This is a genomic window from Rhodovulum adriaticum, assembly GCF_004345735.1.
Taxonomy (GTDB): Bacteria; Pseudomonadota; Alphaproteobacteria; order Rhodobacterales; family Rhodobacteraceae; genus Rhodovulum; species Rhodovulum adriaticum.
This window is the reverse complement of record NZ_SLXL01000011.1, coordinates 1-25,371: the sequence shown is the minus strand read 5'-3', so window position 1 is coordinate 25,371 and position 25,371 is coordinate 1. Positions and strand designations below refer to the sequence as shown.

The following is a 25,371-nucleotide window of genomic DNA, read 5'->3' as shown; positions in this document are numbered from 1 at the left end:
CTCGCACTGCCTGCGCAATCCGCTCTGCCCTTTTCGCACGCAATCCGCATAGATTGGACGCGGCTGCCGCGATCCGGCGCCGGTTGCCCAAAGAACAGGCAGGCTGAAAACAGATGAGCATCACCGTCGCCCTCACCCACCGCACCACCTACAGCTATGACCGGCCCATCGGGCTGGCCCCCCATGTGGTGCGCCTGCGCCCGGCCCCCCATGCGCGCACGCCGATCCGCAGCTACAGCTTGCAGATTAACCCGTCCGGGCATTTCCTCAACTGGCAGCAGGATGCCTTTGCCAACTGGCAGGCACGGCTGGTCTTTCCCGAAAAAGTACAAAAGCTGGAGGTCGTGGTGGACGTGGTCGCCGACATGGTCGCGATCAATCCTTTCGACTTCTTCGTCGAGGAAGGCTGCGCCGAGGTGCCCTTCGACTATGGCGCGGCCCTAGGGCATGACCTGATCCCCTATCTGAAACGCATCGACGACAGCGCCACCTTTCGTGCGTTCGTGGCCGCCGCGCCGCAGCCCAAGGGGCCGACAAATGACTGGCTGGTAGCGCTGAACCAGTATGTGCAAAGCGCCATCGCCTATACGGTGCGGATGGAACCCGGCGTTCAAACCCCGACCGAGACCATCAAGCGCGCCCTGGGATCGTGCCGCGATTCCGGCTGGCTGCTGGCCGCGATGCTGCGCGAATTCGGCTATGCGTCGCGCTTCGTGTCGGGCTACCTGATCCAGCTTGCCGCCGACCAAAAGGCGGTGGATGGCCCCTCGGGGCCAGAGGAGGATTTCACCGACCTGCACGCCTGGACAGAGGTCTACCTGCCCGGCGCGGGCTGGGTGGGTCTGGACCCCACATCGGGCCTGTTCGCGGGCGAGGGGCACATTCCGCTGGCCTGCACCCCCGAACCGGGCAGCGCGGCCCCCATCACCGGCGCGCATGAACCCGCCGAGGTCGAATTCGGCTTTGACATGCAGGTCGTGCGGCTGAAGGAACCGCCGCGCGTTACCCGGCCCCTGACCCCTGTCCAGTGGGCCGAAATCGACCGCGCGGGCCAGGCCGTGGACAAGCTGCTGGCCGATCGCGACGTGCGCCTGACCATGGGGGGCGAACCCACTTTCGTTTCGGCCACCGACCGCGACGCGGGCGAATGGACGGTCGAGGCCGTGGGCCCGACCAAACGGGCCAAGGCCGACGCGCTGATCCGCCGCCTGCAGGCGCGTTTTGCCCCCCATGGGGTGCTGCATCACGGCCAGGGCAAGTGGTATCCGGGCGAACAACTGCCCCGATGGGCGTTCTCGCTGATCTGGCGGGGCGACGGGGTGCCGCTGTGGTCGGACCCCGACCGCATCGCCCCCGAGGGCAAAGGCGCCGCAAACGCGCAAAGCGCGGGGGCCTTCGCAAAACGGCTGGTCGAGAGATTGGGGCTGGATACCGATTGCGCCCAGCCGGTCTACGAAGACCCGCTGGAATTCCTGGGGCGCGAGGCACAACTGCCCGCCAACGTGACCCCCGAGGACAGCAAGCTGGACGACCCGCAGGAACGCGCCCGTCTGACGCGTGTGTTTTCGCGGGGGTTCGGCACGCCCTCGGGCTATGTCATCCCGCTGCAACTGGCACAGGCCCGCGCGACGGGCCGCCGGTTCCGCTGGGCGTCGGAAAAATGGGAAACCCGGCGCGGTTACCTGTTTTCCATCCCCGGCGACAGCCCGCTTGGGTTCCGCCTGCCGCTGGGGGCGCTCAACTGGCTGGGCGATGCCGCGCCGCGCCCGTTCCAGCGCGACCCGATGGCAGATCCCGGCGCCTTGCGCCCGCATCTGGTGCGCCAGTCCGCGCAGAACGCCGCCCCCGCCCCCGCGGATCAGATGGGCGCGGATACCACCCTGCGCGAGGTGGGCGATTCCGACGATTGGCTAGAGGGCGGCGCAACGGTCTGGGCCCCGGGTATGGCGATCCGCACCGCCCTGACGGTGGAACCGCGCGACGGCATCCTGCACGTCTTTTACCCGCCCACCGGATCGGTCGAGGAATATCTGGACCTGCTGGCCGCGGTCGAGGAAACGGCCGCCGAACTGGACCTGCCCGTGCGCAACGAGGGGTATGAACCGCCCCGCGACCCCCGCGTGAACGTGATCCGCGTCACCCCCGACCCCGGCGTGATCGAGGTCAATATTCACCCCGCCCACAACTGGGGCGATCTGCGCGAGATCACCGCCGCGCTGTACGAAGAGGCCCGGCAATGCGGGCTGGACAGCATCAGCTTCATGGTGGACGGGCGCATCGTTGGCTCGGGCGGGGGCAACCATATCGTGGTGGGCGGCGCCACGCCCGCCGACAGCCCGTTCCTGCGGCGCCCCGACCTGCTGGCCTCGATCATCCGCTACTGGCAGGCGCACCCGTCGCTGTCCTATCTGTTCTCGGGCACGTTCATTGGCCCGACCAGCCAGGCGCCGCGCTTCGACGAGGGGCGGCCCGAGGCGATCTATGAAATGGAAATCGCCATGTCGGAACTGGACCGGCTGGCATCGCAAGGCCATGCCGCGCCCTGGCTGGTGGACCGGCTGTTCCGCCACCTGCTGACCGACATGACCGGCAACACCCACCGCGCGGAAATCTGCATCGACAAGCTGTTTTCCCCCGACGGCCCCACCGGGCGGCTGGGGCTGGTGGAATTCCGCGGGTTCGAGATGCCGCCGCATTGGCAGATGAGCATGGCACAGGCGCTGGTGCTGCGCGGGCTGATCGCGTGGTTCTGGGATACGCCTTACCGGGGCGAGATGCGCGATTGGGGCACGGACATGCATGACCGGTTCCTGTTGCCCGATCCGCTTTGGTCCGATTTCGGGCAGGTCTTGCAGGATCTGTCGCGCGCACACGGGGTCGCCTTTGCCCCCGAATGGTTCGACGCACAGCGAGAGTTCCGCTTCCCCATCGCGGGAAAGACAACGGTTTGCGGGGTAGGGATCGAACTGCGCAACGCCATCGAACCCTGGCTGACCCTGGGCGAAGAGGCCGGCGCGGGCGGCACCGCGCGCTATGTCGACAGTTCGGTCGAACGGGTGCAGGTGAAACTGACCGGCCTTGACCCCGACCGCCACAGCCTGACCTGCAACGGGCTGGCGGTGCCGCTGCACGCCCAGGCCGATGGTAGCCATATCGCGGGCATCCGCTACCGCGCCTGGCAACCCTGGTCGGCGCTGCACCCTACGATCCCGGCCCATGGGCCGCTGGTCTTTGACCTGCATGACCGTTTCGCGGGCCGCAGCGTGGGCGGCTGCACCTATCATGTCGCCCATCCCGGCGGCCGGGCGCATGAAACCCGCCCGATCAACGCGCTGGAGGCCGAGGGCCGCCGCCTGACCCGGTTCCAGCCCGGCGGGCACAGCGCGGGCCCCGGCACGCCCCAGTGGCGCGGGGTAAACCCGGCCTTCCCCTACACGCTGGACCTGCGCCGGGCATAGGCGCGGGCGCAACAGGGCGCGGCCATTTCATCCCGCGCCTTGTTCGCCCGGTCCGGGCACTCTACATGCGATCCCATGAAACGCTGGCTCCCCTTCGTGAAATCGCCGCCCCATGTTGCGGTGATCCGCCTGTCGGGCGCGATCGCCGCCAATGCCCGCGCCGGATCGGGCCTGTCGGACGCAGGCCTTGCCCCGGTGATCGAACGCGCCTTTCGCAAAGGCAAGCCGGACGCGGTGGCGCTGTCGATCAACTCGCCCGGCGGATCGCCGGTGCAAAGCGCGCTGATCGCCGCCCGCATCCGCCGCCTGGCCGAGGAAACCGAAACCCCCGTCACCGCGTTTGTCGAGGATGTGGCCGCCTCGGGCGGGTACTGGCTGGCCTGCGCGGCCGATGACATCCACGCCGACACGGCCTCGCTGGTGGGCTCGATCGGGGTGATCTACGCCAGTTTCGGTTTTCACGAGCTTTTGGGCCGCTACGGGGTGGAACGCCGGGTGCATACCGCCGGCGAAAGCAAAAGCTTCATGGACCCGTTCCAGCCCGAAAAGGCCGAGGACGTGGATCGCCTGATGGAATTGCAGACCCCCATCCACGAGGCGTTCAAGGCCCATGTCCGCGCCCGCCGGGGTGACCGGCTGAAACCCGACACCGACCTGTTCACCGGCGATGTCTGGACCGGGCAACAGGCGGTGGACCTGGGCCTGATCGACGGGATCGGCCACCTTGTGCCCACGATGAAGACCCGCCTGGGCGATGACACGCGGTTTTCCCTGCATGGCCCCCGCCGGGGCCTGTTTTCCCGGCTGGGCGGGCAGGTGATCGGCGCGATGGCCGATGAGGTGGAACACCGCGCGCTGTGGGCGCGATATGGGTTCTGAGCGATGATCGTCAAAATCGTCACCCTGTTCCTGATCGCGATGGCCGTGCTGGCCATGTTCGGCCGGTTGCGCCTGCCCAAACCCCGGCGGCCCGCCGCCCTGACCCGCCGCCCGGCGAAATGCCCCCATTGCGGGCGCCATCGCATCGGCCGGGGCCCCTGCCCCTGCGGAAAGGACTGACCGTCGATGACAAGCGACCTGCTGACTGCCGCTCTGGGCTTGGCGCTGCTTTTGTTCGCCGGGGACAGCCTGGTGAAAGGGGCGGTCAACATGTCCCTGCGCCTGGGCGTGCCGGCACTGATCGTCAGCCTGACGATCGTGGCCTTCGGCACCTCGGCGCCGGAAATGCTGATCGCGGTACAGGCGGTGCTGGACGACGCGCCGGGCATCGCCATGGGCAATGTCGTCGGCTCGAACATCGCCAACGTGCTGCTGGTGCTGGGGGTTCCGGCGCTGATGACCGGCCTGCGCACCGATGAATGCGACACGCGGCGCACCTACCTGATGATGATCGGGGCCAGCCTGCTGTTCATCGCGCTGTGCATGATCGGGCCGATCACCTGGATGCACGGGGCGGTGCTGCTGGCCGCGCTGTCACTGATCCTGTTCGACGCGTTCCGCGCCGCGCGCAAGCATCGCCGGGAAACCGTCGCAGCCGAGGCCGAAGCCGAGGAAGAAGAGCTGCTGGAAGACCTGGAAGGCGTCGATCCCAGTCTGTCCTGGTTCAAGATCGCCATGTTCCTGCTGCTGGGGCTGATCGGCCTGCCGCTGGGGGCCGACCTGCTGGTGGACAGCTCCACCAGTATCGCGCGCGACCTGGGCGTTTCGGAAACCGTCATCGGGCTGACGCTGGTGGCTGTCGGCACGTCGCTGCCGGAACTGGCGACCACGGTCATGGCCGCGATGCGCCGCCAGGCGGACGTGGCCCTGGGCAACGTGATCGGGTCCAACATGTTCAACCTGCTGGCCATCGTGGGCGTGGCCAGCCTTGTGGGCACGATCCCGCTGCCGCCCGAGATGCTGCGCCTGGACCTGTGGGTGATGCTGGGCACCTCGGCCCTGCTGGCGCCCTTCGTGTTCCTGCGCTGGCCGCTGAATCGGGCCTGGGGAACGGCCTTTCTGCTTGGGTACGCGGGCTATTTGGGGGTGTTGCTGATATGACGGGGCGCGCACTGGTCACCGGGGGTGCACGGCGGCTGGGCCGGACGATGGCGTTGCACCTGGGCAGCCGCGGGTATGACGTGGCCGTCCATTATGCCAGCGGCGCCGCCGACGCCGAAGAGGTCGTCGCAGAGATGCAGGCGATGGGCCGCAATGCCGTGGCCCTGGGCGCCGACCTGCTGGACGAGGACCAGACCGAAACGCTGATCCCCCGCGCCACGCAGGCCCTGGGCGGGCCACTGAACGTACTGGTCAACAACGCCTCGATCTTTGAATACGACACGATCCAGACCGCCACGCAGGAAAGCTGGGACCGGCATATCGGATCGAACCTGCGCGCGCCCTTCGTGCTGACGCAGGCCTTTGCCGCGCAGGCCCCCGGTGCTGTGACCGATGAAAACGGCGAACCGATCGCGACCGGCCTGGTGGTCAACATGATCGACCAGCGCGTATTCAAGCCAACGCCCGAGTTCATGACCTACACCATCGCCAAGATGGGGCTGTGGGCCTTTACCCGCACCGCGGCGCAGGCGCTGGCGCCGGGCATCCGCGTGAACGCCATCGGCCCCGGCCCCACCCTGCGCGGCGGGCGCCAGTCGCCCGACCATTTCGCCCGCCAGCGCGCGGCCACCGTTCTGGGCCGCGGCGCCCACCCGCAGGACATCTGCGCCGCGCTGGACTACCTGCTGTCGGCACCTGCCGTCACCGGCCAGATGATCGCCGTGGATGGTGGACAGCACCTTGGCTGGCAGACCCCGGACGTTCTGGGGGTGGAGTAGGCCGCAGGCCCGAGTTGTCCACCGCCGGCCAGTTCGTCGCAAAACCGTTAGAAATTCTTTAAGATTTTCATGCGCTTGCAAAAGTCCCGAAATTTATCATTTAAAATCAGCACCTTGCATTATCGCCTATTTTTTAAGCAAACCGATGAAGGCATCGGGATTCAAAGGAAAATTCCACCTGCCCGCAGGTTATTCGCAGCTTTATCCACAGATTTCGTGGACAGGTTTTCACTTGCGCCCTGCCCGGGCAGTGTTGCAGCCAAGGCCGGAATCATGGACCACCCCCAACGATGAGCGACCCGACCGCCCCCACTTCGGACCGTCCCACGGGCCACGCCTGCATCCAGTCCTACCTGGCGACGCTGGACAATTCGCCAGGTGTCTACCGGATGCTGGATGCCGAAAGCCGGGTTCTGTACGTCGGCAAGGCCAAAAGCCTGAAAAAGCGGGTGGCGAACTACGCCAAGCCCTCGGGTCATTCGCCGCGCATCGCGCGGATGATTTCCGAAACCGCCTCGATGATGTTCCTGACCACGCGCACGGAAACCGAGGCGCTGCTGCTGGAACAGAACCTGATCAAGCAGCTCAAGCCGCGCTACAACGTGCTGCTGCGCGACGACAAAAGCTTTCCGAACATCCTGATTACCCGGGATCACGCCTTTCCCCAGATCACCAAGCATCGCGGCGCCAAGACCCGCAAGGGCGCCTATTTCGGCCCGTTTGCCAGCGCGGGCGCGGTGAACCGGACGCTGAACCAGTTGCAAAAGGTGTTCCTGCTGCGCAACTGCTCGGACTCCATGTTCGACAGCCGCACCCGGCCCTGCCTGCTGTACCAGATCAAGCGGTGCAGCGGCCCCTGCGTGGGCCGGATTTCCCAGGCCGACTATGCCGCCGCCGTGCGCGATGCCGAACGCTTCCTGCAGGGCAAGTCCACCGGCGTGCAAGAGGCCCTGGCCACCGAGATGGAGGCGGCCAGCGAGGCGCTGGAATTCGAACGCGCCGCCGCCCTGCGCGACCGCATCCGGGCGCTGACCCAGGTGCAATCGGTGCAGGGCATCAACCCGCGCGGCGTGGCCGAGGCCGATATCGTCGCCCTGCATATGGAGGGCGGGCAGGCCTGCGTGCAGGTCTTCTTCATCCGCGCCAACCAGAACTGGGGCAACCGCGACTATTACCCGAAAACCGGCGCGGGCGCGGGGCCAGAGGAGGTGCTGCAGGGTTTCCTGGGCCAGTTCTACGAGAACAAGGAACCGCCCCGCCTGATCCTGCTGTCCCACGACATCGAGGATCGGGAGTTGATGGCCCAGGCCCTGTCAGAACGCGCGGGCCGCAAGGTGGACATCGCCTTCCCCCAGCGGGGCGAAAAGACGGAACTGGTCGCCGGCGCCCTGCGCAATGCCAAGGAAAGCCTGGGCCGCAAGATGGCCGAGAGTGCCGCGCAGGGCAAATTGCTGAAAGGGCTGGCCGAGGCATTTGGGCTGGAGGCGCCGCCGCAGCGCGTGGAAATCTACGACAACTCCCACATCCAGGGCACCAACGCGGTGGGCGCGATGGTGGTGGCCGGCCCCGAGGGGTTCGTCAAAAGCCAGTACCGCAAGTTCAACATCCGGGGCGACGACCTGACGCCGGGCGACGATTTCGGCATGATGAAAGAGGTGCTGACCCGCCGGTTCAAGCGCCTACTGAAGGAAGACCCGGACCGCCAGGGCGAGACATGGCCGGACCTGCTGCTGATCGACGGCGGCGCGGGGCAGGTGTCGGCCGTGGTGCAGATCATGGGCGATCTGGGCGTGCGGGACATCCCCATCGTGGGCGTTGCCAAGGGCATCGACCGCGACGCGGGGAAGGAGGAATTCCACCGCCCCGGCCAGCGTCCCTTTGCCCTGCGCCACAACGACCCCGTCCTCTATTTCATCCAGCGCCTGCGGGACGAGGCGCACCGCTTTGCCATCGGCACCCACCGCGCGAAACGGGCCAAGGCCGTGGGCGCCACACCGCTGGACGAAATCCCCGGCGTCGGCGCCACCCGCAAGCGCGCCCTGCTGACCCATTTCGGCAGCGCCAAGGCGGTGTCCCGCGCCGGGCTGGCGGACCTGAAGGCCGTGGACGGCATTTCCGACAGCCTAGCACAGAAGATTCATGACTTTTTTCATACCGAGGTGTGAACGATGGTTGAGGTAGTACTTGGAATTGATGCCGCTTGGACGGACACCAACCCAAGCGGTGTGGCGCTAGCGGTGCGGGAGCACTCAGAGTGGCAGTTAATCGCGCTAGAGCCTTCCTATAGCGCCTTTCTGGACACCCAAGAGGAACTTGGAAATCCGCTTCCAAGACCTTTGATCGAACGCTCAAAGGAGATTTCGGGGGAGGAACCTGATCTCGTTATGGTGGACATGCCCCTATCGCTTGATCGCATTACGGGACGGCGCGCGGCGGACAATGCCGTCAGCCGTGTTTACGGTGCGCGCAAGGCTTCGACCCACACGCCCTCCACCGTCAGGCCCGGGCAAATCTCGGACGTGATGCGAAGTGGTTTTGCTGATATCCACTACAATTTGCGAACCGTGCATAGCGAAGGGCGGCTCGTCGAGACCTATCCACATCCGGCTCTCATTGAGCTTCTGGGAGAAGCGGAGCGCCTGCCTTATAAATTCGAGAGAAAAAACAGATATTGGCCAAATCTTACGCCACCGGAACGCAAAGCACGGTTGCGGGAAATCTGGATGAGAGTTTTAGATGGCTTATCCGACCAGATTAAAGGTGTCAAAACACAGCTTTCGTTACCCGAGACGACTGCGCAAAACAAGGAGTGGAAGGCGTTCGAGGATAAGCTCGACGCAATCATTTGCGTGTTGGTGGGTATCGCCATTTTGGATGATCGGGCAAGGCCATACGGTGACGATAGGGCCGCGATTTGGCTACCCGAACCGAGATAAGCGCCCTTTTCCCGCGCAGGCTGAACCGATAGGTTGTCGCCCATGAGATGGACAATCCCCAATATCCTGTCGGTCGCGCGGCTGATCCTGGCGCTGCTGTTCCCGCTGATCTACGTCATCTGGGACGGGACCACGGCGCATGCGGTCGCGCTGGCCGTGTTTGTCGGCGCCTCGGCCACCGACTGGGTGGACGGCTATATCGCGCGCAAATTCAACCAGACCAGCCGGTTCGGCGCGATGGTAGACCCCATCGCGGACAAGGCCATGGTGCTGATCGCGCTGGTCGCGGTGGTCGCGCAGATCGGGTTCAACCCGGTGCTGGCCCTGTCCGCCGGGGTGATCGTGTTCCGTGAGGTGTTCGTTTCGGGGCTGCGGGAATTCCTGGGGGCCGAGGCTGGCAAGCTGAAGGTCACGAAACTGGCCAAGTGGAAAACCACCGTTCAGATGGTGGCGCTGACCGTGCTGCTGGCGCAGGGGCTGGTGGCCTCGGCCACCGTGGCGATGCTGGGCAGCGGGCTGCTGGCCGTGGCGGCGGTGCTGACACTGATCACCGGGGCCGATTACTTCATCAAGGCCTGGCCCTACCTGCGCGAGGAGAAGGCCACATGATCGACGTGCTCTACTTCGCCTGGGTGCGCGAACGGATCGGCCTGCCGAAAGAGCGGATCGAGACCGAGGCCGCCACCGTGGCCGAGCTGGTCGAGGAACTGAAGGCCCGCGAGGACCGTTATGCGCTGGCGTTTTCCGATCTCTCGGCCCTGCGCGTTGCCGTGGACCAGGACCTGACCGATTTCGACGCCCCGCTGGACGGCGCGCGCGAGGTGGCATTCTTTCCGCCCATGACCGGGGGCTGACGCGTTGGACATCCGCGTGCAAGCCGCCCCCTTTGATTTCGGCGCAGAGGCCGGGGCCTTTGCCCAGGGGCACACCCAGGCCGGGGCCATCGTCACCTTTACCGGCGTGGTGCGGGGCGATGACAGCCTGACACGGATGGAGATCGAGCATTACCCCGGCATGACCGAACGCGCGCTGGAACAGATCGCGCGCGAGGCGATGGACCGCTGGTCGCTTGCCGATTGCCTAGTGATCCATCGGCACGGCCCCATGGTGCCGGGCGAGGCGATCATGATGGTCGCCACAGCCGCCCGCCACCGCGCCGACGCCTTTGCCGCGGCGGAATTTCTGATGGACTATCTGAAATCCCGCGCCCCCTTCTGGAAGAAAGAATACCGCGAGGGGGGCGCGGGCTGGGTCGCCGCCAAGGACGCGGACGAGGCGGCGTTGGGCCGCTGGGACGGCGACTAGCATCCATTCGATCGGCTTGAGAAGGGCCGCGTCCGACCTTGGGATCGGGCGAAAATGCCAGTCCGTCTGCGCGATGTGGAATCCAACCCTGGCGCAGCGCCGCCAGACTGTCCCGCTCGGGCGACCAGCCCGGGCCGCGCCCGACCCTCCCCCGGGAGGGCGCGATTGCAACGCCGCAAGCCGCGGGACGCCCGGAGGGTCTTGGCACGATAAATCAAGCGGCCCAACTCGTGCGACGCGCCCACCCGGGGTCGGGCGCGGCCCTCTGCGCCTTTGCCCGATGACGCACAAAGCCCGCCTTAACCGGCTCACTTAGCGGCCCACCCCACTCCCCGCTTGCGACCCGCCGCATGCGCGGCATAGCATACCCGCGCACCCCGTCCGGGTGGGCGGCACGAACAGCAACGCTGGGGAGTGAGACGATGAACGCGACGAAAACCCTTCTGGCCGCGGCGGCGGCGCTGGTGACGGCCGGGGCCGCACTGGCAGAGCCGATCAAGGTCGGCATGATCACCACGCTGTCGGGCGGCGGCGCCAGCCTTGGGATCGACACCCGCGACGGGTTCATGCTGGCGGTGCAGCAGGCCGCCAACCCCGACCTGACGGTGGTGATCGAGGACGACCAGCGCAAACCGGACGTTGCCGTGCAACTGGCCGACAAGCTGATCCAATCCGAAAAGGTCGACGTTCTGACGGGCATCGTGTGGTCCAACCTGGCCATGGCCGTGGTGCCCGCCGCCACCGCCCAGGGCAAGTTCTACCTGTCCACCAACGCCGCGCCCTCGGCGCTGGCGGGCAAGGGGTGCAACCCCAACTATTTCTCGGTCAGTTACCAGAACGACAATTTGCACGAGGCCGCAGGCGCCTATGCCGCCACCGCCGGCATCACCAAGGCGTTCATCATGGCCCCCAACTATCCGGCCGGGAAGGATTCGCTGACCGGGTTTAAACGCTTCTATGAGGGCGAGGTCGTGGGCGAGGTCTATACCAAGCTGGGTCAGACCGATTACGCGGGCGAGATCGCACAAATCCGGGCCTCGGGCGCGGATGGCGTGTTCATCTTCCTGCCCGGCGGCATGGGGATTTCCTTCGTCAAGCAATATGCCGATTCCGGCGTCGGCCTGCCGCTGATCGGCCCGGCATTTTCCTTTGACCAGTCGATCATCCAGGCTATGGGCGACTCAGCCGTGGGCGTGCTGAACGGGGCCAACTGGTCGCCCGATCTGGACAACGCCGCCAACGCCGCCTTTGTTCAGGCGTTCAGCGCCGAATATGGCCGCCTGCCCTCGGTCTATGCCTCTTACGGCTATGACACGGCGAACCTGCTGCTGTCGGCGATGGGCACGGCCGATATCAGCGATCCCGACGCCTTCCGCGCGGCGCTGAAGGCCGCCGATTTCGACTCGGTCCGTGGCGATTTCGCCTTTGGCCCCAGCAACCACCCGGTGCAGGATCTTTATGTGCGCGAGGTGGTGCGCGACGGTGACATCCTGACCAACCGCATCGTGGGCACCGCGATGGAGGATCGCGGCAACGCCTATGAGGGCGAGTGCAAGATGTAAGCCCAATGCGCGGGCGGCCCTGACCCGCCCGCGCAACCTTAGGAGTTCCCCTTGTCCGCCATGCTCTTGATCGAGCAGGCCCTGAACGGCCTGCAATACGGCGTGATGCTGTTCCTGATGGCCGCGGGGCTGACGCTGGTCTTTGGCGTGATGGGGCTGATCAACCTGGCGCACGGGTCGCTTTACATGGTCGGCGCCTTTGCCTGCGCGGGTGTGGCGGCGGTCACGGGCAATTTCTGGCTGGGGCTGGCGGCCAGCCTGGCCGCGGCGGCAGCGGCGGGCGCCATTGTGGAACTGACGGTGATCCGGCGCCTTTACGCGCGCGATCATCTGGATCAGGTGTTGGCAACCTTTGCGCTGATCCTGGTGTTTTCCGAGGGCACGCGCTGGCTGTTCGGGTCGTTCCCCCTGTATCTGGACATCCCCGCCGCGCTGGCCGGGCCGATCACCCTGCCCGGCGGGATCGAGTATCCGCTGTACCGGCTGGTGCTGATCGGCATCGGGCTGGCGGTGGCGGCGGGGCTGTTCTGGCTGATCGGGGCGACCCGGCTGGGCGTGCGCATACGCGCGGGCGAGGCGGACCGGGAAATGATCGCGGCCCTAGGCGTCGATATCTCGCGTCTTTACACCATCGTCTTTGCCCTTGGCGCGGCGCTGGCGGGGCTGGCCGGTGCGCTGGTCGGCGCGTTGCAATCGGTGCAGGTGGGCATGGGGGAACCGGTACTGATCCTGGCCTTCGTTGTGATCGTGATCGGCGGGATCGGCTCGATCAAGGGGGCGTTGGTCGGCGCGATCCTGGTGGGCCTGACCGACACGCTGGGCCGGTTCCTGCTGCCTGTCGCCTTCGGCACCTTTCTGCCCCCGTCCGAGGCCACGTCAATCGGCGCGGCGCTGGCCTCGATGCTGATCTATATCCTGATGGCGGGCGTGCTGGTGATCCGGCCCGGTGGCCTGTTTGGGCGGGCCTGAGCATGCGGCGCGAAACCCTGTTGAACCTAGTAATCGCGCTGGCGCTGCTGGCGGTGCCGCTGGCCGCCCAGGCGCTGGACGAACCCTTTGCCATCACCCTGGCCACCAAGGTCGCGATCCTGGCGCTGGCCGGCGTGGGGCTGAACATCGCCCTGGGCCTGGGCGGGATGGTGTCGCTGGGCCACGCGGCGTTTTTCGGGATCGGCGGCTACATGATGGCCGTCCTGGCCACCCCCGTGCAGGCGTATGAGCCGCTGATGACCTGGCCCATTGAACTGGCCGGGACCAAGTCGATGCCGCTGATCTGGCTGGGCGCGGTGGTCGCGGGGGCGGTCGGGGCACTGGCCATCGGCGCGCTGAGCCTGCGGACCAGCGGGGTCTATTTCATCATGATCACGCTGGCCTTCGGCCAGATGCTTTACTACTTCGCGATTTCCTGGCCCGCCTATGGCGGCGAGGACGGCATCGCGATCTATGTGCGCAATGGCTTTCCGGGGCTGAACACGCTGGACCCGCTGCACTTCTTTGCCCTCGCCTATGCGGTGCTGTTGGCGGCCCTGTGGCTGGCGCATCGGCTGGGCGGATCGCCCTTCGGGCTGGCGCTGGCCGGGGCGCGACAGGCGCCCGCGCGGGTGGCAGCGCTTGGCATCCGTCCCTACCGGCTGAAACTTGCCGCCTTCGTCCTGTCGGGCGCGGTGACGGCGCTGGCGGGCGCGCTTTATGCCGATCTCAACCGCTTCGTTTCCCCCTCAATGCTTAGCTGGCACACCTCGGGCGAAATCATGGTTCTGGTGATCCTGGGCGGCGTGGGCCGCTTGTTCGGTCCCGTGGCCGGTGCCGCGCTGTTTATACTTCTCGAACATTTCCTGGGGGGGATCAGCGAATACTGGCAGCTTTTCCTTGGGCTTATCCTGCTGGGCATTGTGCTTTTCGCGCGTGGCGGGCTGATCGGCACGCTGGCCGGGCGTGAGGTGCCCCATGACTGATCCGGTGCTGGAGGTTCGAAACCTGCATCTTTCCTTCGGCGCGCTGAAGGCCACCGACGACGTGTCCCTGACCCTGTGCCCCGGCGAAATCCACGCCCTGATCGGGCCGAACGGGGCGGGCAAATCCACCTTGATCGGGCTGATCGCGGGCAATCTGGCGCCGGATGCGGGGCAGGTTCTGCTGAACGGGCGGGACGTGACCGCGCAGGATGTGGCCGCCCGCGCGCAGGCGGGGCTGGCGCGCAGCTTTCAGGTCTCTGCCGTGGCCCCGGGTCTGAGCGTATTGCAGAACGTGGCCTTGGCCGTGCAGGGCGCGCGGGGGGGCAGCTTTCGCTTGTTCCGGCGCGCGCTGTCGGATCGCGCGCTGACAGGCGCCGCCATGACCCAGATCGACCGGGTGGGGCTGACCGCCCGGCGCACCGTGCCCGCGGGCGATCTGGCCCATGGCGAACGGCGGCGGCTGGAACTGGCGATGGCGCTGGCCCAGGCCCCCCGCGCCTTTGTGCTGGACGAACCGATGGCGGGCATGGGGCCGGACGGCGCGCGCGAGATGACGACCCTGCTGGACGAATTGCGCCATGAGGCGCCGATCCTGCTGGTCGAACATGACATGGACGCGGTGTTCCGGCTGGCCGACCGGATCAGCGTTCTGGTTTCCGGCCGGATCATTGCCAGCGGAACCGTGGCCCAGATCCGCGCCAACCCCGAGGTTCAGACCGCCTATCTGGGCGAGGAGCGTCTGGAATGACCCTGCTTGCCATTGATGGCATCACCGCCTTTTACGGGCACAGCCAGGCGCTGTTCGGCGTCGATCTGAACGTGGCCGAGGGCGAGGTCGTCGCCCTGATGGGGCGCAACGGTATGGGCAAGACGACGACGATCCGCTGCCTGACCCGCCTGCTGCCCCATCGCGACGGCACGATCCGGTTCGCGGGCAAATCCCTTGCCGGGCTGCCGCCCCACCGCGCCGCACGGCTGGGGCTGGGGCTGGTGCCCGAGGGGCGGCGCGCCTTTGCCCCCCTCACGGTCGAGGAAAACCTGATCGCCGCAGCCCGGCCGGGCCATTGGGACATGGCGCGCGTCACGGCGCTGTTTCCCCGGCTGGGCGAACGGCGGGCGCAGCGCGCAGGCTTGTTGTCGGGGGGCGAACAACAGATGCTGGTGATCGGGCGCGCGCTGATGACCAACCCGCGCCTGCTGATCCTGGACGAGGCGACAGAGGGTCTGGCCCCCCTGATCCGCGCGGAAATCTGGGCGGCGATCCGGCGGCTGAAGGCCGAAACCGGGCTGGCGATCCTGGTGGTCGACAAATCGCTGAAGGAACTGTCCCACGTCGCCGACCGCGCGGTGATCCTGGAAAAGGGCCGCACCGCCTGGACCTGCCCGATGGTCGCCATGACGCAGGAACTGGCCGACCGTTACCTGGGGGTATAGGGGCAGCGCCGCCTAGCGACCGCGCCCGCGCACGAACCGCCCGTCCGGGCCTAGGTGGATGCCGCATTCGGTCTTGTCGGGGTTGTCGGCCCAGCGACCGGCGCGGATGTCCTCGCCCTGTTTCACCGGGCGGGTGCAGGGCGCGCACCCGATCGAGACATAGCCCCGGTCCACCAACGGGTGGCGCGGCAGGTCATGCAGCTTGAAATACTCGGAAATCTCTTGGGGCGACCAAAAGACCAGCGGATTGACCTTGATATGGGTGCCATCGCGTTCCAGCGCGGGCAGGGCCGCGCGGGTCTGCCCCTGATACCGCTTGCGCCCGGAAATCCAGGTTTCATACCCCTCCAGCGCATCGGCCAGCGGAAAGGTCTTGCGCAGGGTGCAGCACATGTTCGGATCGCGGCGCGGCAGGTCGCCTGTCGGGTCTTCCTCGGCGATCAGGGCTGCGTCGGGGCGCAGATTGACCAGGTTCAGGTTCAACCGCGCGGCCAGATCGTCGCGATAGGCCAGCGTTTCGGGGAAATGGCAGCCGGTATCGATGAACAGCACCGGGATATCGGGAAAGACCCGGGTGACGTAATGCAGCAGAACCGCGCTTTCCGCCCCGAAAGAGGAAACCAGCGCCACGCGCCCCAGCCGAGGGTCGGTCAACAGCCCGCCCATGTCCACATGGCCGAGGTCAGGCAGGTAATCGGCCTGCAATGCCTCCAGCAGCGCGTCGCTGCCGCCGATGGGCCAGTCGGAACGGCTGGCGTCGCGATATCGGGTGTCGTCTCGCATGACGGGGGAATACCATAGTCCACTAGTCAGGAAAACACTTCATCCTGAGACGCGCAGCCGCGCGGCGACGGGGCGCGGTGCCTGGATGCGGAACTGTCAAACGCCTGTCATGCAGATGTGACTTGGCCGCCTATTCCAGCGACGCGCGATCCAACACCGCCACCCCGTCCGCCACCGCGTCAGAGGGATGGGTAATGACCCGCACGCCGGGGGCCAGCCCGTCCAGCACCTGCGCGACGGTTTCCCCGCGCCGCCCGATCCGGAGCGGGGTCAGCCGCGCGGTCCCGTCCTGCACGGTAAAGACGGCCCAGCCCCCGTCGCGGCGGAACAGCGCCGACAACGGCACGCGCAGCGCGTCCGTGTCCTCCCATTCGACGATGCGCAGAAAGACATAGAACCCCTCGCCCAGCCCGGCGCGCGCCTCGGGCGGGGTCAGGATGTCGAACAGGGCATCGACGCGCTGTTCCTCGATCCCCAGGGCAGAGACCTTGGTGCGTGCCACGGGTTCGACCTTGCGCAGCCGGGCCTGCAGGACACCCTCGCCGCCCCAGCGGTCGACCGTTGCCCGCGCGCCCGCGGGCAGGCGCACCGCATCGGCCGACAATAGGTCCGCCACGATTTCCAGGTTGTCGCGCCGCCCGATGGACAGCAGCCGCGCACCGCTGAGAACCGGGCGTTCGGAAATCATGTCCACCTCCAGCACGGTGCCGTCGATGGGCGCGTGCAGCCGCACGCAGCATTCCCCGTTCAGCGATCCGGGCGCGTCCTCTTCCGGCGGGATCAGCACCGCGCGGGTGCGCTCCAGCGAGCTTTCGGCCATGTCCAGACCCGATGCCGCCGCGTCGCGCGCCGCCTTGGCGATGGCCAGTTGCTGGGTGGAATCCTCCAGCGTGGTGACCGACGACACCCCCCGCTGCACCAGCGCCTGTACCCGGTCGAACTGGCTTTGGGCATAGGCCAGATCCTCGCGCGCCTTGCGCAGCTCGCTTTCGGCCAGGTGGCGGGCGGCCTCGGCCTCGCGCACGGCGGCCTCGGCCTCGCGGCGGGCGCGGCTGTCCAACAGGGCGGGCGCGGCGGGTTCGACCACCGCGACCACGGTTTGCCCCGCGACCACCGGGTCGCCCACCTGCACGGGCGAGCGGCGCGCGGTACCGGTGATCGGCGCGGCCACCTCATAGATGTCGCGGATGCGGGTCTTGCCATCGGCGTTCACCGTGACCTGCATCGGCCCGCGTTCCACGACATGCAGATCCACCGGCACCGGCGGGTTGCGCAGTGTGGTGTAGAAAAGGCCGCCCACCAGGGCCGCCAACAGCCCCCCGACGATCAGGTTGCGCGCAGACAGGTTCATCGCTTACTCCCGCGTCTTCATCACCGCGACAAGGTCCAGGCGGTCCAGCCGCCGGCGCACCAGCAGCACCGCACCCAGGCTGGCCCCCAGCACCACCAGACTGGCCTGGGCGAAACAGGCCGGGCGCAACACCAGCGGCACCGCGTAAAGATCCGAGGAAAACCCCGCCGTGATCGCCAGCGCCAGCCCCCAGCCCACCAGCCAGCCCACTGGCTGGGCCAGCACGGCCAGCAGCATCGTCTCGCCGATCAGGATGGCGGAAACCTCGGCCCGGCTGAACCCCAGAATGCGCAGGCTGGCCAGTTCCCGCGCGCGTTCCGACAGCTGCACCCGCGCCCCGTTATAGGCCACGCCCACGGTAATCAGCACCGCGATCACCGCATAGACGGTCATCATGATCAGTACGTTCTCGGCCAGGGTTTCCTCGAACGCGCGGCGTGAATCGGTCAGCATGATCGTGCCCGCCAGCCCCGGCAGATCCTTCAGCCGGGCATGCAACGCGTCCTCTTGCGCGGGGTCGATCAGGACAGAGGCGGTGCTGACCTGTGGCGCCTGCCGGAACATCCGGTTGGCGCTGTCGTAATCCATGTAGGCCCCAAGCCCCAGGTATTGCACCGCCAGCCCCGACACAGGCAGCATGTGGGTTTCGCGCTTGGTTCCCAGGAACTCGGCTTCCACCATGTCGCCGGGGCGCAGGCCCAGCTCTGCGGCCAGCCGTTCGGAAAGGATCAACCCGCCGGGGGGGGGCACAACCACGCGCCCCGCGGCATCGACGGCACGCGACAGGTCGCTGTCGGGACGGCGGGCCTCGATCGGGGTTTGTTTCGACAGGTGGCCGTTGCGCAGTTCGGCGGCCAGGTACAGGTGCCCCTCCACCGCCAGCACGCCGGGCAGGCGGCGCACCTCTTCCAGAACGCTGGCGGGTTGATCTTGCGAAAACAGCAGCAGCGCATCCTGCCGGTTCGACTGGTAGAAGAAGCCGTCGATGATCTCGTCCATCGAATCGTCGGTGAAGGTCGCGGCCATCATCACCGCCACCGCCAGCGCCAGCCCCAGCACCGTCAGCCCGGACCGCACCGGCCAGCGCAGGATACCGCGCAGCACCATCATCGCCGGTTGCGGCAGGCGCAGCGCGGCCAGCATCCGGTCGAACAGCCCGCGGGAAAACCGTGGCGGGGCGGCGGGCGCCATGGCCACGGCGGGCGACAGACGCGTCGCCGCCAGCGCCGCGCGCACCGCCCCCAGCCCCGCCGCAGACAGCGCGATGACGGCCGAGATGACATAGACATCGTAAGAGACCCGATAGATCAGGTAGGGAAAGTCGAAGAAATCGGCATAAAGGACGGCCAGCGCGTGGGACAGCCAACTGCCCACCGCCCATCCGATACCGATACCCGCCAGACCGACCAGCCCCGCCAGCATCAGGTAATGGGCGGCGACCTCGCGGTCGGTATAGCCAACGGCCTTCATCAGCCCGATCTGGGCGCGTTCCAGCGCGATGATACGCCCCAGAACCATATTCACCAGAAAGGCCGATATACCGAAAAAGACCGGCGGCAGCACGGCAGCGGTACTTTTGAGCGAGGCGATTTCCGCGTCTATGAAACTGTTGGACAGCTGGATGTCCCGCCCATAGGCGCCAAGCCCGCCATAGGGGTCCAGCAGATCGTCCAGCCGGTCGATCACCTCGTCCCGGCTGGTGCCGCGCGTCAGTTTCAGGCTGACGGAATTGAACGCCCCCGTCATGTCAAAGGCCGCGGCCACCGCGCGTTCGGGCATCCACAGGATGCCGTACCCCTCGTTGTCGGGCATCAACTGGCCCGGACCGATGGTATAGATGAACTCGGGCGACAGCAGCGTGCCGGTGATGGTCAATTGCCGCTTTTGCCCGTTGATCGTGGCCGCGAAACTGTCGCCGGGGCCAAAGCCATGTGCCTTGGCGAAGGGTTCGTTCACCGCGACCTGCGTGGTGCTGGCCGGATCGGGCAGGCGGCCTGCGCGCAGCAGGGGGCGGTTCAGCGGCGGCAGCCCCGCGTCGGGCAGGGAAATCACTTGGCCCACAGCCGTTTCCACCCGCCCCGGTATGTCCAGAATGACCGAGCCGGTGACCCGCGCCTCGACCCCGGCCACGCCGGGGATCGCCGCAATCTCGCGCGTCAGGGTATCGGGCGCGCGGCGGGTTTCGGCAAAGACATCGGCGAAACGGTTGCGTTCGTAATAGGCCGCGCGCGTATCCTGCAACGCGCGATACATCCCGAACGAGGTCAGAAAGATCGCCACCCCGCAGGCCAGCACCAGCGCGATGGCCAGCGCCTGTGCCCACAGCCTGCGAAAATCGCGCAACAGCTTCTTGTCCAGCGCCTGCATCGCGCTCACCACGTTATTTCGTGCGGGGCAAGGCGGGTTTCGTTGATCTCTACCCCGGTGATGCGCCCGTCATGGAATCGCACGACCCGATGCGCCATCTTTCGGATCGCGGCGTTGTGGGTGATGACCACGGTCGTTGTGCCAAAGCGGTCGTTGATGTCCTTCAGCGCCTCAAGGACCTGCACGCCGGTCTTGCTGTCCAGCGCGCCGGTGGGTTCGTCGCACAGCAACACCTCTGGCCGCTTGGCGATCGCGCGGGCAATCGCCACGCGCTGCTGTTCGCCGCCCGACATCTCGGCCGGGAAATGATCCAGACGGTGGGACAGGCCGACCAGATCCAGTGCCTGCGCGGGGGGCATCGGGTCGCGGGCGACATCGGTGACCAGTTGCACATTCTCGCGCGCGGTCAGGCTGGCGACAAGGTTGTAGAACTGGAACACGAACCCGACGTGATCGCGGCGATAGCGCGTCAGACCCCGGTCCCGCAGCGCGGTCAGCTCAAGCTCGCGGAACCAGACGTGGCCCGTTGTCGCGTGATCCAGCCCGCCCAGAATGTTCAACAGGGTGGATTTGCCCGACCCCGACGGCCCCAGCAGCACCGCCAACTCGCCGCCGAACAGTTCCAGGTCCACGCCCGCCAGCGCATGCACCTTGGCGCCCCCGGTATCGTAGACCTTGGTCACGGATTCGGTGCGAAAGATCGGCCGGTCCATTGCGCCCCCCTCGACAGCCAGTAAGGCATTGCTGCGGCGGCGGGGCAAGGGGAACGCTACGGGCTGGCACTTTGGCGAAAACTGCCTAATCTGGCGGCAAGATGGACGACCAGAGACGACGATGCCCCGCCCTGCACTGCTGATCTTTACCGACCTCGACGGCACCTTGCTGGATCACGACACCTATTCCTACGCCGCGGCTGAACCCGCACTGGATCAATTGCGGCGCACCGGGGTTCCGGTGATCCTGGCCTCTTCGAAAACCGCGGCCGAAATCGCGCCGCTGCGGGCCGAACTGGGCTTTGCCGCGCACCCGGCCATCGTGGAAAACGGCGCCGGCATCCTGGAACCGGGGGCCGAGGCGCCAGAGAGCGGCGGCCGCTATGACGAATTGCGCGCCACGTTGGACCGCGTGCCGACGGATCTGCGCGCCCAATACCAGGGCTTCGGCGACTGGGATGTGGCCGAGATCGCCCGCCGCACCGGCCTGCCCCCGGCGCAGGCCGCGCTGGCCGCCAGGCGCCACCATTCCGAGCCCGGCATCTGGTCGGGCGATGCGGACGGGCAGGCCGCCTTTGTCGCGGCGCTGCGCGAACACGGCGTCACCGCGCGCGCGGGCGGGCGGTTCCTGACGCTGTCCTTTGGGGGCACCAAGGCCGGGCGCATGGCCGATATCGCCGCGCGCCACCGCACGCCCTTTGTGGTGGCCCTGGGGGATGCGCCCAACGACGCCGAGATGCTGGAACAGGCCGATCTGGGTTTCGTCATCGCGAACCCCGCGCACCCGCCCCTGCCCCCCCTGTCGGGCGAGGCGCAGGGCCATATCCAGCGGATCGACGCACCCGGCCCGAAGGGTTGGAACGCGGCGGTTGAACGGGTTATCACTGAATACGGCTTTTGACATAGCGGGGACGGTCACGTGGCGGATTTTCACCAGAACGGCAACGTGGCGACGATGCACAACCTGCGCTCGACCACGCTGCAAGCGCTTGAGCGCGAGTTGATGACCTTCACCCAGAGCCGCAAGATCAGCCTGATCCTGCCCTCGCTGTTTTCAGAGCTGGAGGGCGAAGCGCTGCCCAACATCCTGAACGAACTGGCCAATGTCCCCTACCTGCACCGCATCGTGATCGGACTGGACCGCGCGGATGCGGACCAGTACCGGCACGCGCTGGAATTCTTCGACCGGCTGCCGCAGAACCATGTCGTGATCTGGAACGACAGCCCGCGAATGCGCGAAATCCACAGCCGGCTGGACGCCCTGGGCCTGACGCCGGGCGAACAGGGCAAGGGGCGCAACGTGTGGTTCTGCATGGGCTATATCATGGCCTGCAAGGACAGTGCCGTGGTGGCGCTGCACGATTGCGATATCCTGACCTACCAGCGCGAGATGCTGGCCCGCCTGGTTTACCCGGTGACCAATCCCGACTTCCCCTATCAGCTGGCCAAGGGGTTCTACCCCCGCATCGGCGAGGGCAAGCTGAACGGACGCGTCAGCCGCCTGCTGGTCAGCCCGGTTCTGATCGCCCTGAAAAAGGTGATCGGCGACCGCGACTACCTGGATTACCTGCGCTCCTTCCGCTACCCGCTGTCGGGCGAATTCGCGATGCGCACCACGCCGCTGCCCGATCTGCGCATCCCCTCGGACTGGGGGCTGGAAATCGGGGTATTGTCCGAGGCCTGGCGCAACCTGGCGCCGAAATCGGTCTGCCAGGTGGAAATCGCCGATATCTACGACCACAAGCATCAGCCTGTCTCGGCCGACGACGCGGCCAAGGGCCTGTCGCGGATGTCCATCGACATCTGCAAGTCGATGTTCCGCAAGCTGGCCGCCGATGGCACCGTCTTCAACGAAGAGGTGTTCCGCACCCTGAAGGCCACCTATTACCGGATCGCCCTTGACGCGCTGGAAAGCTATTACAACGACGCCAAGTTCAACGGCCTCAGCCTGGACCGGCATGCCGAGGAAATGACGATCGAGCTGTTCGCCCACAACATCATGGAGGCCGGGCAGGTCTTCCTCGACAGCCCGGCGGAAACGCCTTTCATCCCGACCTGGAGCCGCGTGCACGCCGCCGACCCGATGCTGATGGCCAACATGCTGTCGGCGGTGGCGGCGGACATGGCCGATTACCGGGCGTAGGGCTGTGCCTCAGCCCCCGCGCACATAGACCAGCGCCATCGAATCCTTCAGCGTGATCGGCCCGCCCATGTAATCCGCCCCGATCGAGGGCGTGCGCAGCGCCAGCCGCCAGCCGGTCCCCTGCACCCCCGGAACGGGCAGGGTCAGGGGGTCGATCTCCTCGGTCTGTTTGCCCTCCATATGGGCCACGGCAAACACCTGCTCACCGCCCGGCCCGTGACGCAGAGAGGTGAACACGGTGCGCCCCCGGATCGGTTGCAGATACCCGAAACGGTCGGACGGGCCGTAATTGTCGCGCAGCCATGGGCGTGCCCGGCGGAAATTGCGCAACTCCAGGCAAAAGGCGGCCTGATCGGCATCCAGCGACGGCAGGGAATTGGCGATGTTGCAGTATTCGTGCATGTCGTCCATCCACGCCCGCGCGATTTCCTTCAGCGTGGCAACGCTGAATTCCGGCCCGGCCAGCGGCGGTTCCGAGGCGTTCAAAAGCCGCGCGATCTCTTCCAGATTGTATTCCGTCACCTCTACCAGGGCGGGCAGGAATTCCATGAAACGGGCCAGTTCCTCGCGCGTTTCAAAGCCCAGCTCCTTGAGCCGGCGAAAGCTGCCCGGCACCGAATAGCTGTATTCATCTACCTGCCATTTCAGGCTGATCGCCTCTTCGGCCACGACCTTGACGCCATAGCGGTCGTCCTGGTTGCGGATGAACCCCCAACTGGCCCGCGCCATGGCGTTCAGGAAATCCATGGGCACACCGGGCATGGCGACATAGGTCAGCACATGGACGGCGGGGTTGTCATAGGCCTTGTCCAGAATCTCCATCCGCGTCCGGCCCAGCCGGGTATTCACGTTCAGCTTGGGGTTCACCTGGGTTCCGCGGCGCAGCGTATCGTGGTTCGAGGTGCCTGAAATCCAGTTCGCGCCGGTCGCGACCATTTCCTGAATGCGCCAGTATTTGGACAGCCAGAAGGTGTACAGAAACGGCGTATTATGGGCAAAGGTCAGCGGCCCCCACTGGAACACGTCCCCGTCCCGCTGGCTGTCGATGACAGAGCGATAGGTCGAGGACAGTTCCCAATCCTCCTCGGGCCAGGGGCGGCCATCCTCGAAGATGAACCAGGGCCGGTATTCGGTGCCCGCCACGTCCTGCACGATATCGGCCATGGATTGCAGATAGGCGTCGTCGTGGCGCATTTTCTGGGCCGCGGCATCCCACAGCTTGAAATCCTGCGCCCCGTCCACGCGCACGCCGTCGGCGCCGAAATCCACCTTGCGCCGCTGCATTTCCAGCAGGATCGCCCGCACTGCCGGGTTCTGATAGTCGAGGTTCTGACCGTACATGTTCGGCCCGGCAAAGAAATGCCCGTTCAGCGCCCGCAGGCCCTGATTGTCCGCATGGCCGAACACCACGTCCAGGATCAGTTGCTTGGGCTTGCCGGGGAAATTGTGCAGAACCTCGGCCAGGTCCACCAACTCGTCCGGGCGGCCGGTTTCCAGCAGCACGGGGTTCACCGTGGACATGCCGGAAATCACCACGTCATAGCCCCAGTTCGTGGTATCGGGCCGCAACAGGGACACCGTCAGGCTGTCACTGTCGCCCTCGGTTTCCTCCCAGAACTCTGGCCCGGCCTCGTAAACGGTGGTGGGTTCCACGGGCAGCAATTGCACCGCCTCATAGCCCAGGAACAACTGGTCCGCGGGTTCCAGCGGCAGGTCGCGCGCCACCCGTTCGGCCAGGCGCTGATAATGCCGGGTCAGACTGGCCAGCGTGCCCCCGGCGGTGGCCGTGGAAACATGGATTTGCAGGATGTTCACCGGCGGCCCGAACTTGTGGGGGGCCGCCCCCTTCAGCGCCTGGAAATAGGCCCTGTCGCCGCGCGCGGCCTGCATGGCCGCGACATCATACAGCTCTGCCGGGGCCATCGCGCCAAAGGGCAGCGACATCGCCAGCGGGTCCAGCACCCGGTGCCAGCGATCCTCGGCATCGCGCCAGGCCAGGGCGTAGAAATCGCCGATCCGCTCGCGGTTGCCTGCCCGCAGGCCGGTCACGGCGGTAAAGCAATGCGCCTCTTGCCGGATTACCGGCACCCAGGCCCGCTGGAACTGCATGGTCTGATGCGCCCGCGTCAAATCCAGCGGCTCTACCGGGCGCAGGATTTCCAGAAAGATGTCACCCGAGGGGACACGGGCATCCAGCAGTTCCGGCGTCCAGAACCCGAAAACCGCCATGTCCCCCTGAACGCGCGCGCCCAGACGGCGCGCGATTGCGCGTTCCCCATCGAAACTGGTTTCCGCGGTCATCAGCGCGTCATGGGCGGCATCGGCCTCGGCGCGGGCGGCATCTTCGACAAAGGCGATACTGTCGTGCAATGTCATCGGTTTTCCTTCCGGGGCGCGCGTACAGCAGGCGCGGCGGCGATCAGGTCTGCGGGACCAGGAACAGGGTTGAAAGCGGCGGCAGATTGATTTTGGCGGATGCGGGTTGGCCTTGATGGGGGGATTGTGTTGCGTTGACACCCCCCATGTTGCCGCGGTTGGTGCCGCC

General features: G+C 66.6%; 22 protein-coding genes. 17 read left to right on the top strand and 5 right to left on the bottom strand.

The genetic code is table 11. The features are described from left to right. Positions 1 to 113 precede the first annotated feature (113 nt). The 15 genes from EV656_RS12905 (at position 114) to EV656_RS12840 (ending at position 15,469) form a co-directional block, all read left to right on the top strand. Positions 114 to 3,458, top strand: a complete 3,345-nt coding sequence (locus EV656_RS12905; protein WP_132604770.1) for a transglutaminase family protein — start codon at positions 114 to 116, stop codon at positions 3,456 to 3,458. 75 nt (positions 3,459 to 3,533) lie between these two features. Then, the gene (locus EV656_RS12900; RefSeq protein WP_132604768.1) at positions 3,534 to 4,337 is read left to right on the top strand and encodes a S49 family peptidase; all 804 of its coding nucleotides are present in this window, start codon (positions 3,534 to 3,536) and stop codon (positions 4,335 to 4,337) included. Positions 4,338 to 4,340: 3 nt separating this feature from the next. Then, positions 4,341 to 4,517 carry a hypothetical protein gene (locus EV656_RS16595; protein ID WP_165919008.1) on the top strand — a complete coding sequence of 59 codons (177 nt, stop codon included), beginning with the start codon at positions 4,341 to 4,343 and terminating at the stop codon, positions 4,515 to 4,517. Positions 4,518 to 4,523: 6 nt separating this feature from the next. After that, positions 4,524 to 5,498 carry a calcium/sodium antiporter gene (locus EV656_RS12895; protein ID WP_132604766.1) on the top strand — a complete coding sequence of 325 codons (975 nt, stop codon included), beginning with the start codon at positions 4,524 to 4,526 and terminating at the stop codon, positions 5,496 to 5,498. Next, positions 5,495 to 6,277, top strand: a complete 783-nt coding sequence (locus tag EV656_RS12890; protein ID WP_132604764.1) for an SDR family oxidoreductase — start codon at positions 5,495 to 5,497, stop codon at positions 6,275 to 6,277. The genes EV656_RS12895 and EV656_RS12890 overlap by 4 nt, the downstream gene beginning before the upstream one ends. Before the next feature lie 290 nt (positions 6,278 to 6,567). Continuing rightward, a complete protein-coding gene (uvrC, locus tag EV656_RS12885) occupies positions 6,568 to 8,442 on the top strand; it encodes an excinuclease ABC subunit UvrC (protein WP_132604762.1) in 1,875 nt (624 codons plus the stop codon). Positions 8,443 to 8,445: 3 nt separating this feature from the next. After that, positions 8,446 to 9,213: a DUF429 domain-containing protein gene (locus EV656_RS12880; RefSeq protein ID WP_132604760.1), complete on the top strand. Its 768-nt coding sequence runs from the start codon at positions 8,446 to 8,448 to the stop codon at positions 9,211 to 9,213. Between the two features lie 42 nt (positions 9,214 to 9,255). Beyond that, a complete protein-coding gene (gene pgsA / locus EV656_RS12875) occupies positions 9,256 to 9,822 on the top strand; it encodes a CDP-diacylglycerol--glycerol-3-phosphate 3-phosphatidyltransferase (protein ID WP_132604758.1) in 567 nt (188 codons plus the stop codon). After that, positions 9,819 to 10,067, top strand: coding sequence for a molybdopterin converting factor subunit 1 (gene moaD / locus EV656_RS12870; RefSeq protein WP_132604756.1), 249 nt, complete (start codon positions 9,819 to 9,821; stop codon positions 10,065 to 10,067). Before pgsA ends, moaD begins: the two co-directional genes overlap by 4 nt. 4 nt (positions 10,068 to 10,071) lie before the next feature. Continuing rightward, positions 10,072 to 10,518, top strand: a complete 447-nt coding sequence (locus tag EV656_RS12865) for a molybdenum cofactor biosynthesis protein MoaE (RefSeq protein ID WP_132604754.1) — start codon at positions 10,072 to 10,074, stop codon at positions 10,516 to 10,518. A 422-nt stretch (positions 10,519 to 10,940) separates the two neighbouring features. Continuing rightward, positions 10,941 to 12,080, top strand: a complete 1,140-nt coding sequence (locus EV656_RS12860) for an ABC transporter substrate-binding protein (protein ID WP_132604752.1) — start codon at positions 10,941 to 10,943, stop codon at positions 12,078 to 12,080. 60 nt (positions 12,081 to 12,140) lie between these two features. After that, entirely contained in the window at positions 12,141 to 13,049 is a 909-nt protein-coding gene (locus tag EV656_RS12855) for a branched-chain amino acid ABC transporter permease (RefSeq protein WP_425057183.1), read from the top strand. Positions 13,050 to 13,051: 2 nt separating this feature from the next. After that, positions 13,052 to 14,035, top strand: coding sequence for a branched-chain amino acid ABC transporter permease (locus tag EV656_RS12850; protein WP_132604748.1), 984 nt, complete (start codon positions 13,052 to 13,054; stop codon positions 14,033 to 14,035). After that, on the top strand, positions 14,028 to 14,783 hold the full coding sequence (locus EV656_RS12845) for an ABC transporter ATP-binding protein (RefSeq protein ID WP_132604746.1): 756 nt from the start codon (positions 14,028 to 14,030) through the stop codon (positions 14,781 to 14,783). Before EV656_RS12850 ends, EV656_RS12845 begins: the two co-directional genes overlap by 8 nt. Continuing rightward, complete coding sequence (locus tag EV656_RS12840) at positions 14,780 to 15,469, top strand: ABC transporter ATP-binding protein (RefSeq protein ID WP_132604744.1); 690 nt, start codon at positions 14,780 to 14,782, stop codon at positions 15,467 to 15,469. Before EV656_RS12845 ends, EV656_RS12840 begins: the two co-directional genes overlap by 4 nt. 12 nt (positions 15,470 to 15,481) lie before the next feature. On the opposite strand, the gene EV656_RS12835 is transcribed toward EV656_RS12840, so the two are convergent. From EV656_RS12835 to EV656_RS12820, 4 genes are all read right to left on the bottom strand, one after another. Beyond that, positions 15,482 to 16,252: a phosphoadenylyl-sulfate reductase gene (locus tag EV656_RS12835; RefSeq protein WP_132604742.1), complete on the bottom strand. Its 771-nt coding sequence runs from the start codon at positions 16,250 to 16,252 to the stop codon at positions 15,482 to 15,484. Between the two features lie 130 nt (positions 16,253 to 16,382). After that, positions 16,383 to 17,603: an efflux RND transporter periplasmic adaptor subunit gene (locus tag EV656_RS12830; RefSeq protein WP_132604740.1), complete on the bottom strand. Its 1,221-nt coding sequence runs from the start codon at positions 17,601 to 17,603 to the stop codon at positions 16,383 to 16,385. Positions 17,604 to 17,606: 3 nt separating this feature from the next. Beyond that, positions 17,607 to 19,970 carry an ABC transporter permease gene (locus tag EV656_RS12825; RefSeq protein ID WP_132604950.1) on the bottom strand — a complete coding sequence of 788 codons (2,364 nt, stop codon included), beginning with the start codon at positions 19,968 to 19,970 and terminating at the stop codon, positions 17,607 to 17,609. Between the two features lie 5 nt (positions 19,971 to 19,975). Next, positions 19,976 to 20,683 carry an ABC transporter ATP-binding protein gene (locus EV656_RS12820; protein WP_132604738.1) on the bottom strand — a complete coding sequence of 236 codons (708 nt, stop codon included), beginning with the start codon at positions 20,681 to 20,683 and terminating at the stop codon, positions 19,976 to 19,978. Positions 20,684 to 20,804: 121 nt separating this feature from the next. On the opposite strand from EV656_RS12820, the gene EV656_RS12815 reads away from it, so the two are divergent. Together EV656_RS12815 and EV656_RS12810 are read left to right on the top strand one after the other, a co-directional pair. Continuing rightward, on the top strand, positions 20,805 to 21,584 hold the full coding sequence (locus EV656_RS12815) for an HAD-IIB family hydrolase (protein WP_132604736.1): 780 nt from the start codon (positions 20,805 to 20,807) through the stop codon (positions 21,582 to 21,584). A gap of 18 nt (positions 21,585 to 21,602) precedes the next feature. Beyond that, positions 21,603 to 22,826, top strand: coding sequence for a glycosyltransferase family protein (locus EV656_RS12810; protein WP_132604734.1), 1,224 nt, complete (start codon positions 21,603 to 21,605; stop codon positions 22,824 to 22,826). A gap of 9 nt (positions 22,827 to 22,835) precedes the next feature. Here EV656_RS12810 and gghA read toward each other — a convergent pair whose 3' ends face one another. Beyond that, positions 22,836 to 25,202, bottom strand: a complete 2,367-nt coding sequence (gene gghA / locus EV656_RS12805) for a glucosylglycerol hydrolase (protein WP_132604732.1) — start codon at positions 25,200 to 25,202, stop codon at positions 22,836 to 22,838. Positions 25,203 to 25,371: the final 169 nt, after the last annotated feature.

What these genes read in the sequence shown, in the direction of transcription:
- EV656_RS12905 (WP_132604770.1), top strand. Translation starts at nt 114, where the DNA reads ATGAGCATCACCGTCGCCCTCACCCACCGCACCACCTACAGCTATGAC.
- EV656_RS12900 (WP_132604768.1), top strand. Translation starts at nt 3,534, where the DNA reads ATGAAACGCTGGCTCCCCTTCGTGAAATCGCCGCCCCATGTTGCGGTG.
- EV656_RS16595 (WP_165919008.1), top strand. Translation starts at nt 4,341, where the DNA reads ATGATCGTCAAAATCGTCACCCTGTTCCTGATCGCGATGGCCGTGCTG.
- EV656_RS12895 (WP_132604766.1), top strand. Translation starts at nt 4,524, where the DNA reads ATGACAAGCGACCTGCTGACTGCCGCTCTGGGCTTGGCGCTGCTTTTG.
- EV656_RS12890 (WP_132604764.1), top strand. Translation starts at nt 5,495, where the DNA reads ATGACGGGGCGCGCACTGGTCACCGGGGGTGCACGGCGGCTGGGCCGG.
- uvrC (WP_132604762.1), top strand. Translation starts at nt 6,568, where the DNA reads ATGAGCGACCCGACCGCCCCCACTTCGGACCGTCCCACGGGCCACGCC.
- EV656_RS12880 (WP_132604760.1), top strand. Translation starts at nt 8,446, where the DNA reads ATGGTTGAGGTAGTACTTGGAATTGATGCCGCTTGGACGGACACCAAC.
- pgsA (WP_132604758.1), top strand. Translation starts at nt 9,256, where the DNA reads ATGAGATGGACAATCCCCAATATCCTGTCGGTCGCGCGGCTGATCCTG.
- moaD (WP_132604756.1), top strand. Translation starts at nt 9,819, where the DNA reads ATGATCGACGTGCTCTACTTCGCCTGGGTGCGCGAACGGATCGGCCTG.
- EV656_RS12860 (WP_132604752.1), top strand. Translation starts at nt 10,941, where the DNA reads ATGAACGCGACGAAAACCCTTCTGGCCGCGGCGGCGGCGCTGGTGACG.
- EV656_RS12855 (WP_425057183.1), top strand. Translation starts at nt 12,141, where the DNA reads ATGCTCTTGATCGAGCAGGCCCTGAACGGCCTGCAATACGGCGTGATG.
- EV656_RS12850 (WP_132604748.1), top strand. Translation starts at nt 13,052, where the DNA reads ATGCGGCGCGAAACCCTGTTGAACCTAGTAATCGCGCTGGCGCTGCTG.
- EV656_RS12845 (WP_132604746.1), top strand. Translation starts at nt 14,028, where the DNA reads ATGACTGATCCGGTGCTGGAGGTTCGAAACCTGCATCTTTCCTTCGGC.
- EV656_RS12840 (WP_132604744.1), top strand. Translation starts at nt 14,780, where the DNA reads ATGACCCTGCTTGCCATTGATGGCATCACCGCCTTTTACGGGCACAGC.
- EV656_RS12835 (WP_132604742.1), bottom strand. Translation starts at nt 16,252, where the DNA reads ATGCGAGACGACACCCGATATCGCGACGCCAGCCGTTCCGACTGGCCC.
- EV656_RS12830 (WP_132604740.1), bottom strand. Translation starts at nt 17,603, where the DNA reads ATGAACCTGTCTGCGCGCAACCTGATCGTCGGGGGGCTGTTGGCGGCC.
- EV656_RS12825 (WP_132604950.1), bottom strand. Translation starts at nt 19,970, where the DNA reads ATGCAGGCGCTGGACAAGAAGCTGTTGCGCGATTTTCGCAGGCTGTGG.
- EV656_RS12820 (WP_132604738.1), bottom strand. Translation starts at nt 20,683, where the DNA reads ATGGACCGGCCGATCTTTCGCACCGAATCCGTGACCAAGGTCTACGAT.
- EV656_RS12815 (WP_132604736.1), top strand. Translation starts at nt 20,805, where the DNA reads ATGCCCCGCCCTGCACTGCTGATCTTTACCGACCTCGACGGCACCTTG.
- gghA (WP_132604732.1), bottom strand. Translation starts at nt 25,202, where the DNA reads ATGACATTGCACGACAGTATCGCCTTTGTCGAAGATGCCGCCCGCGCC.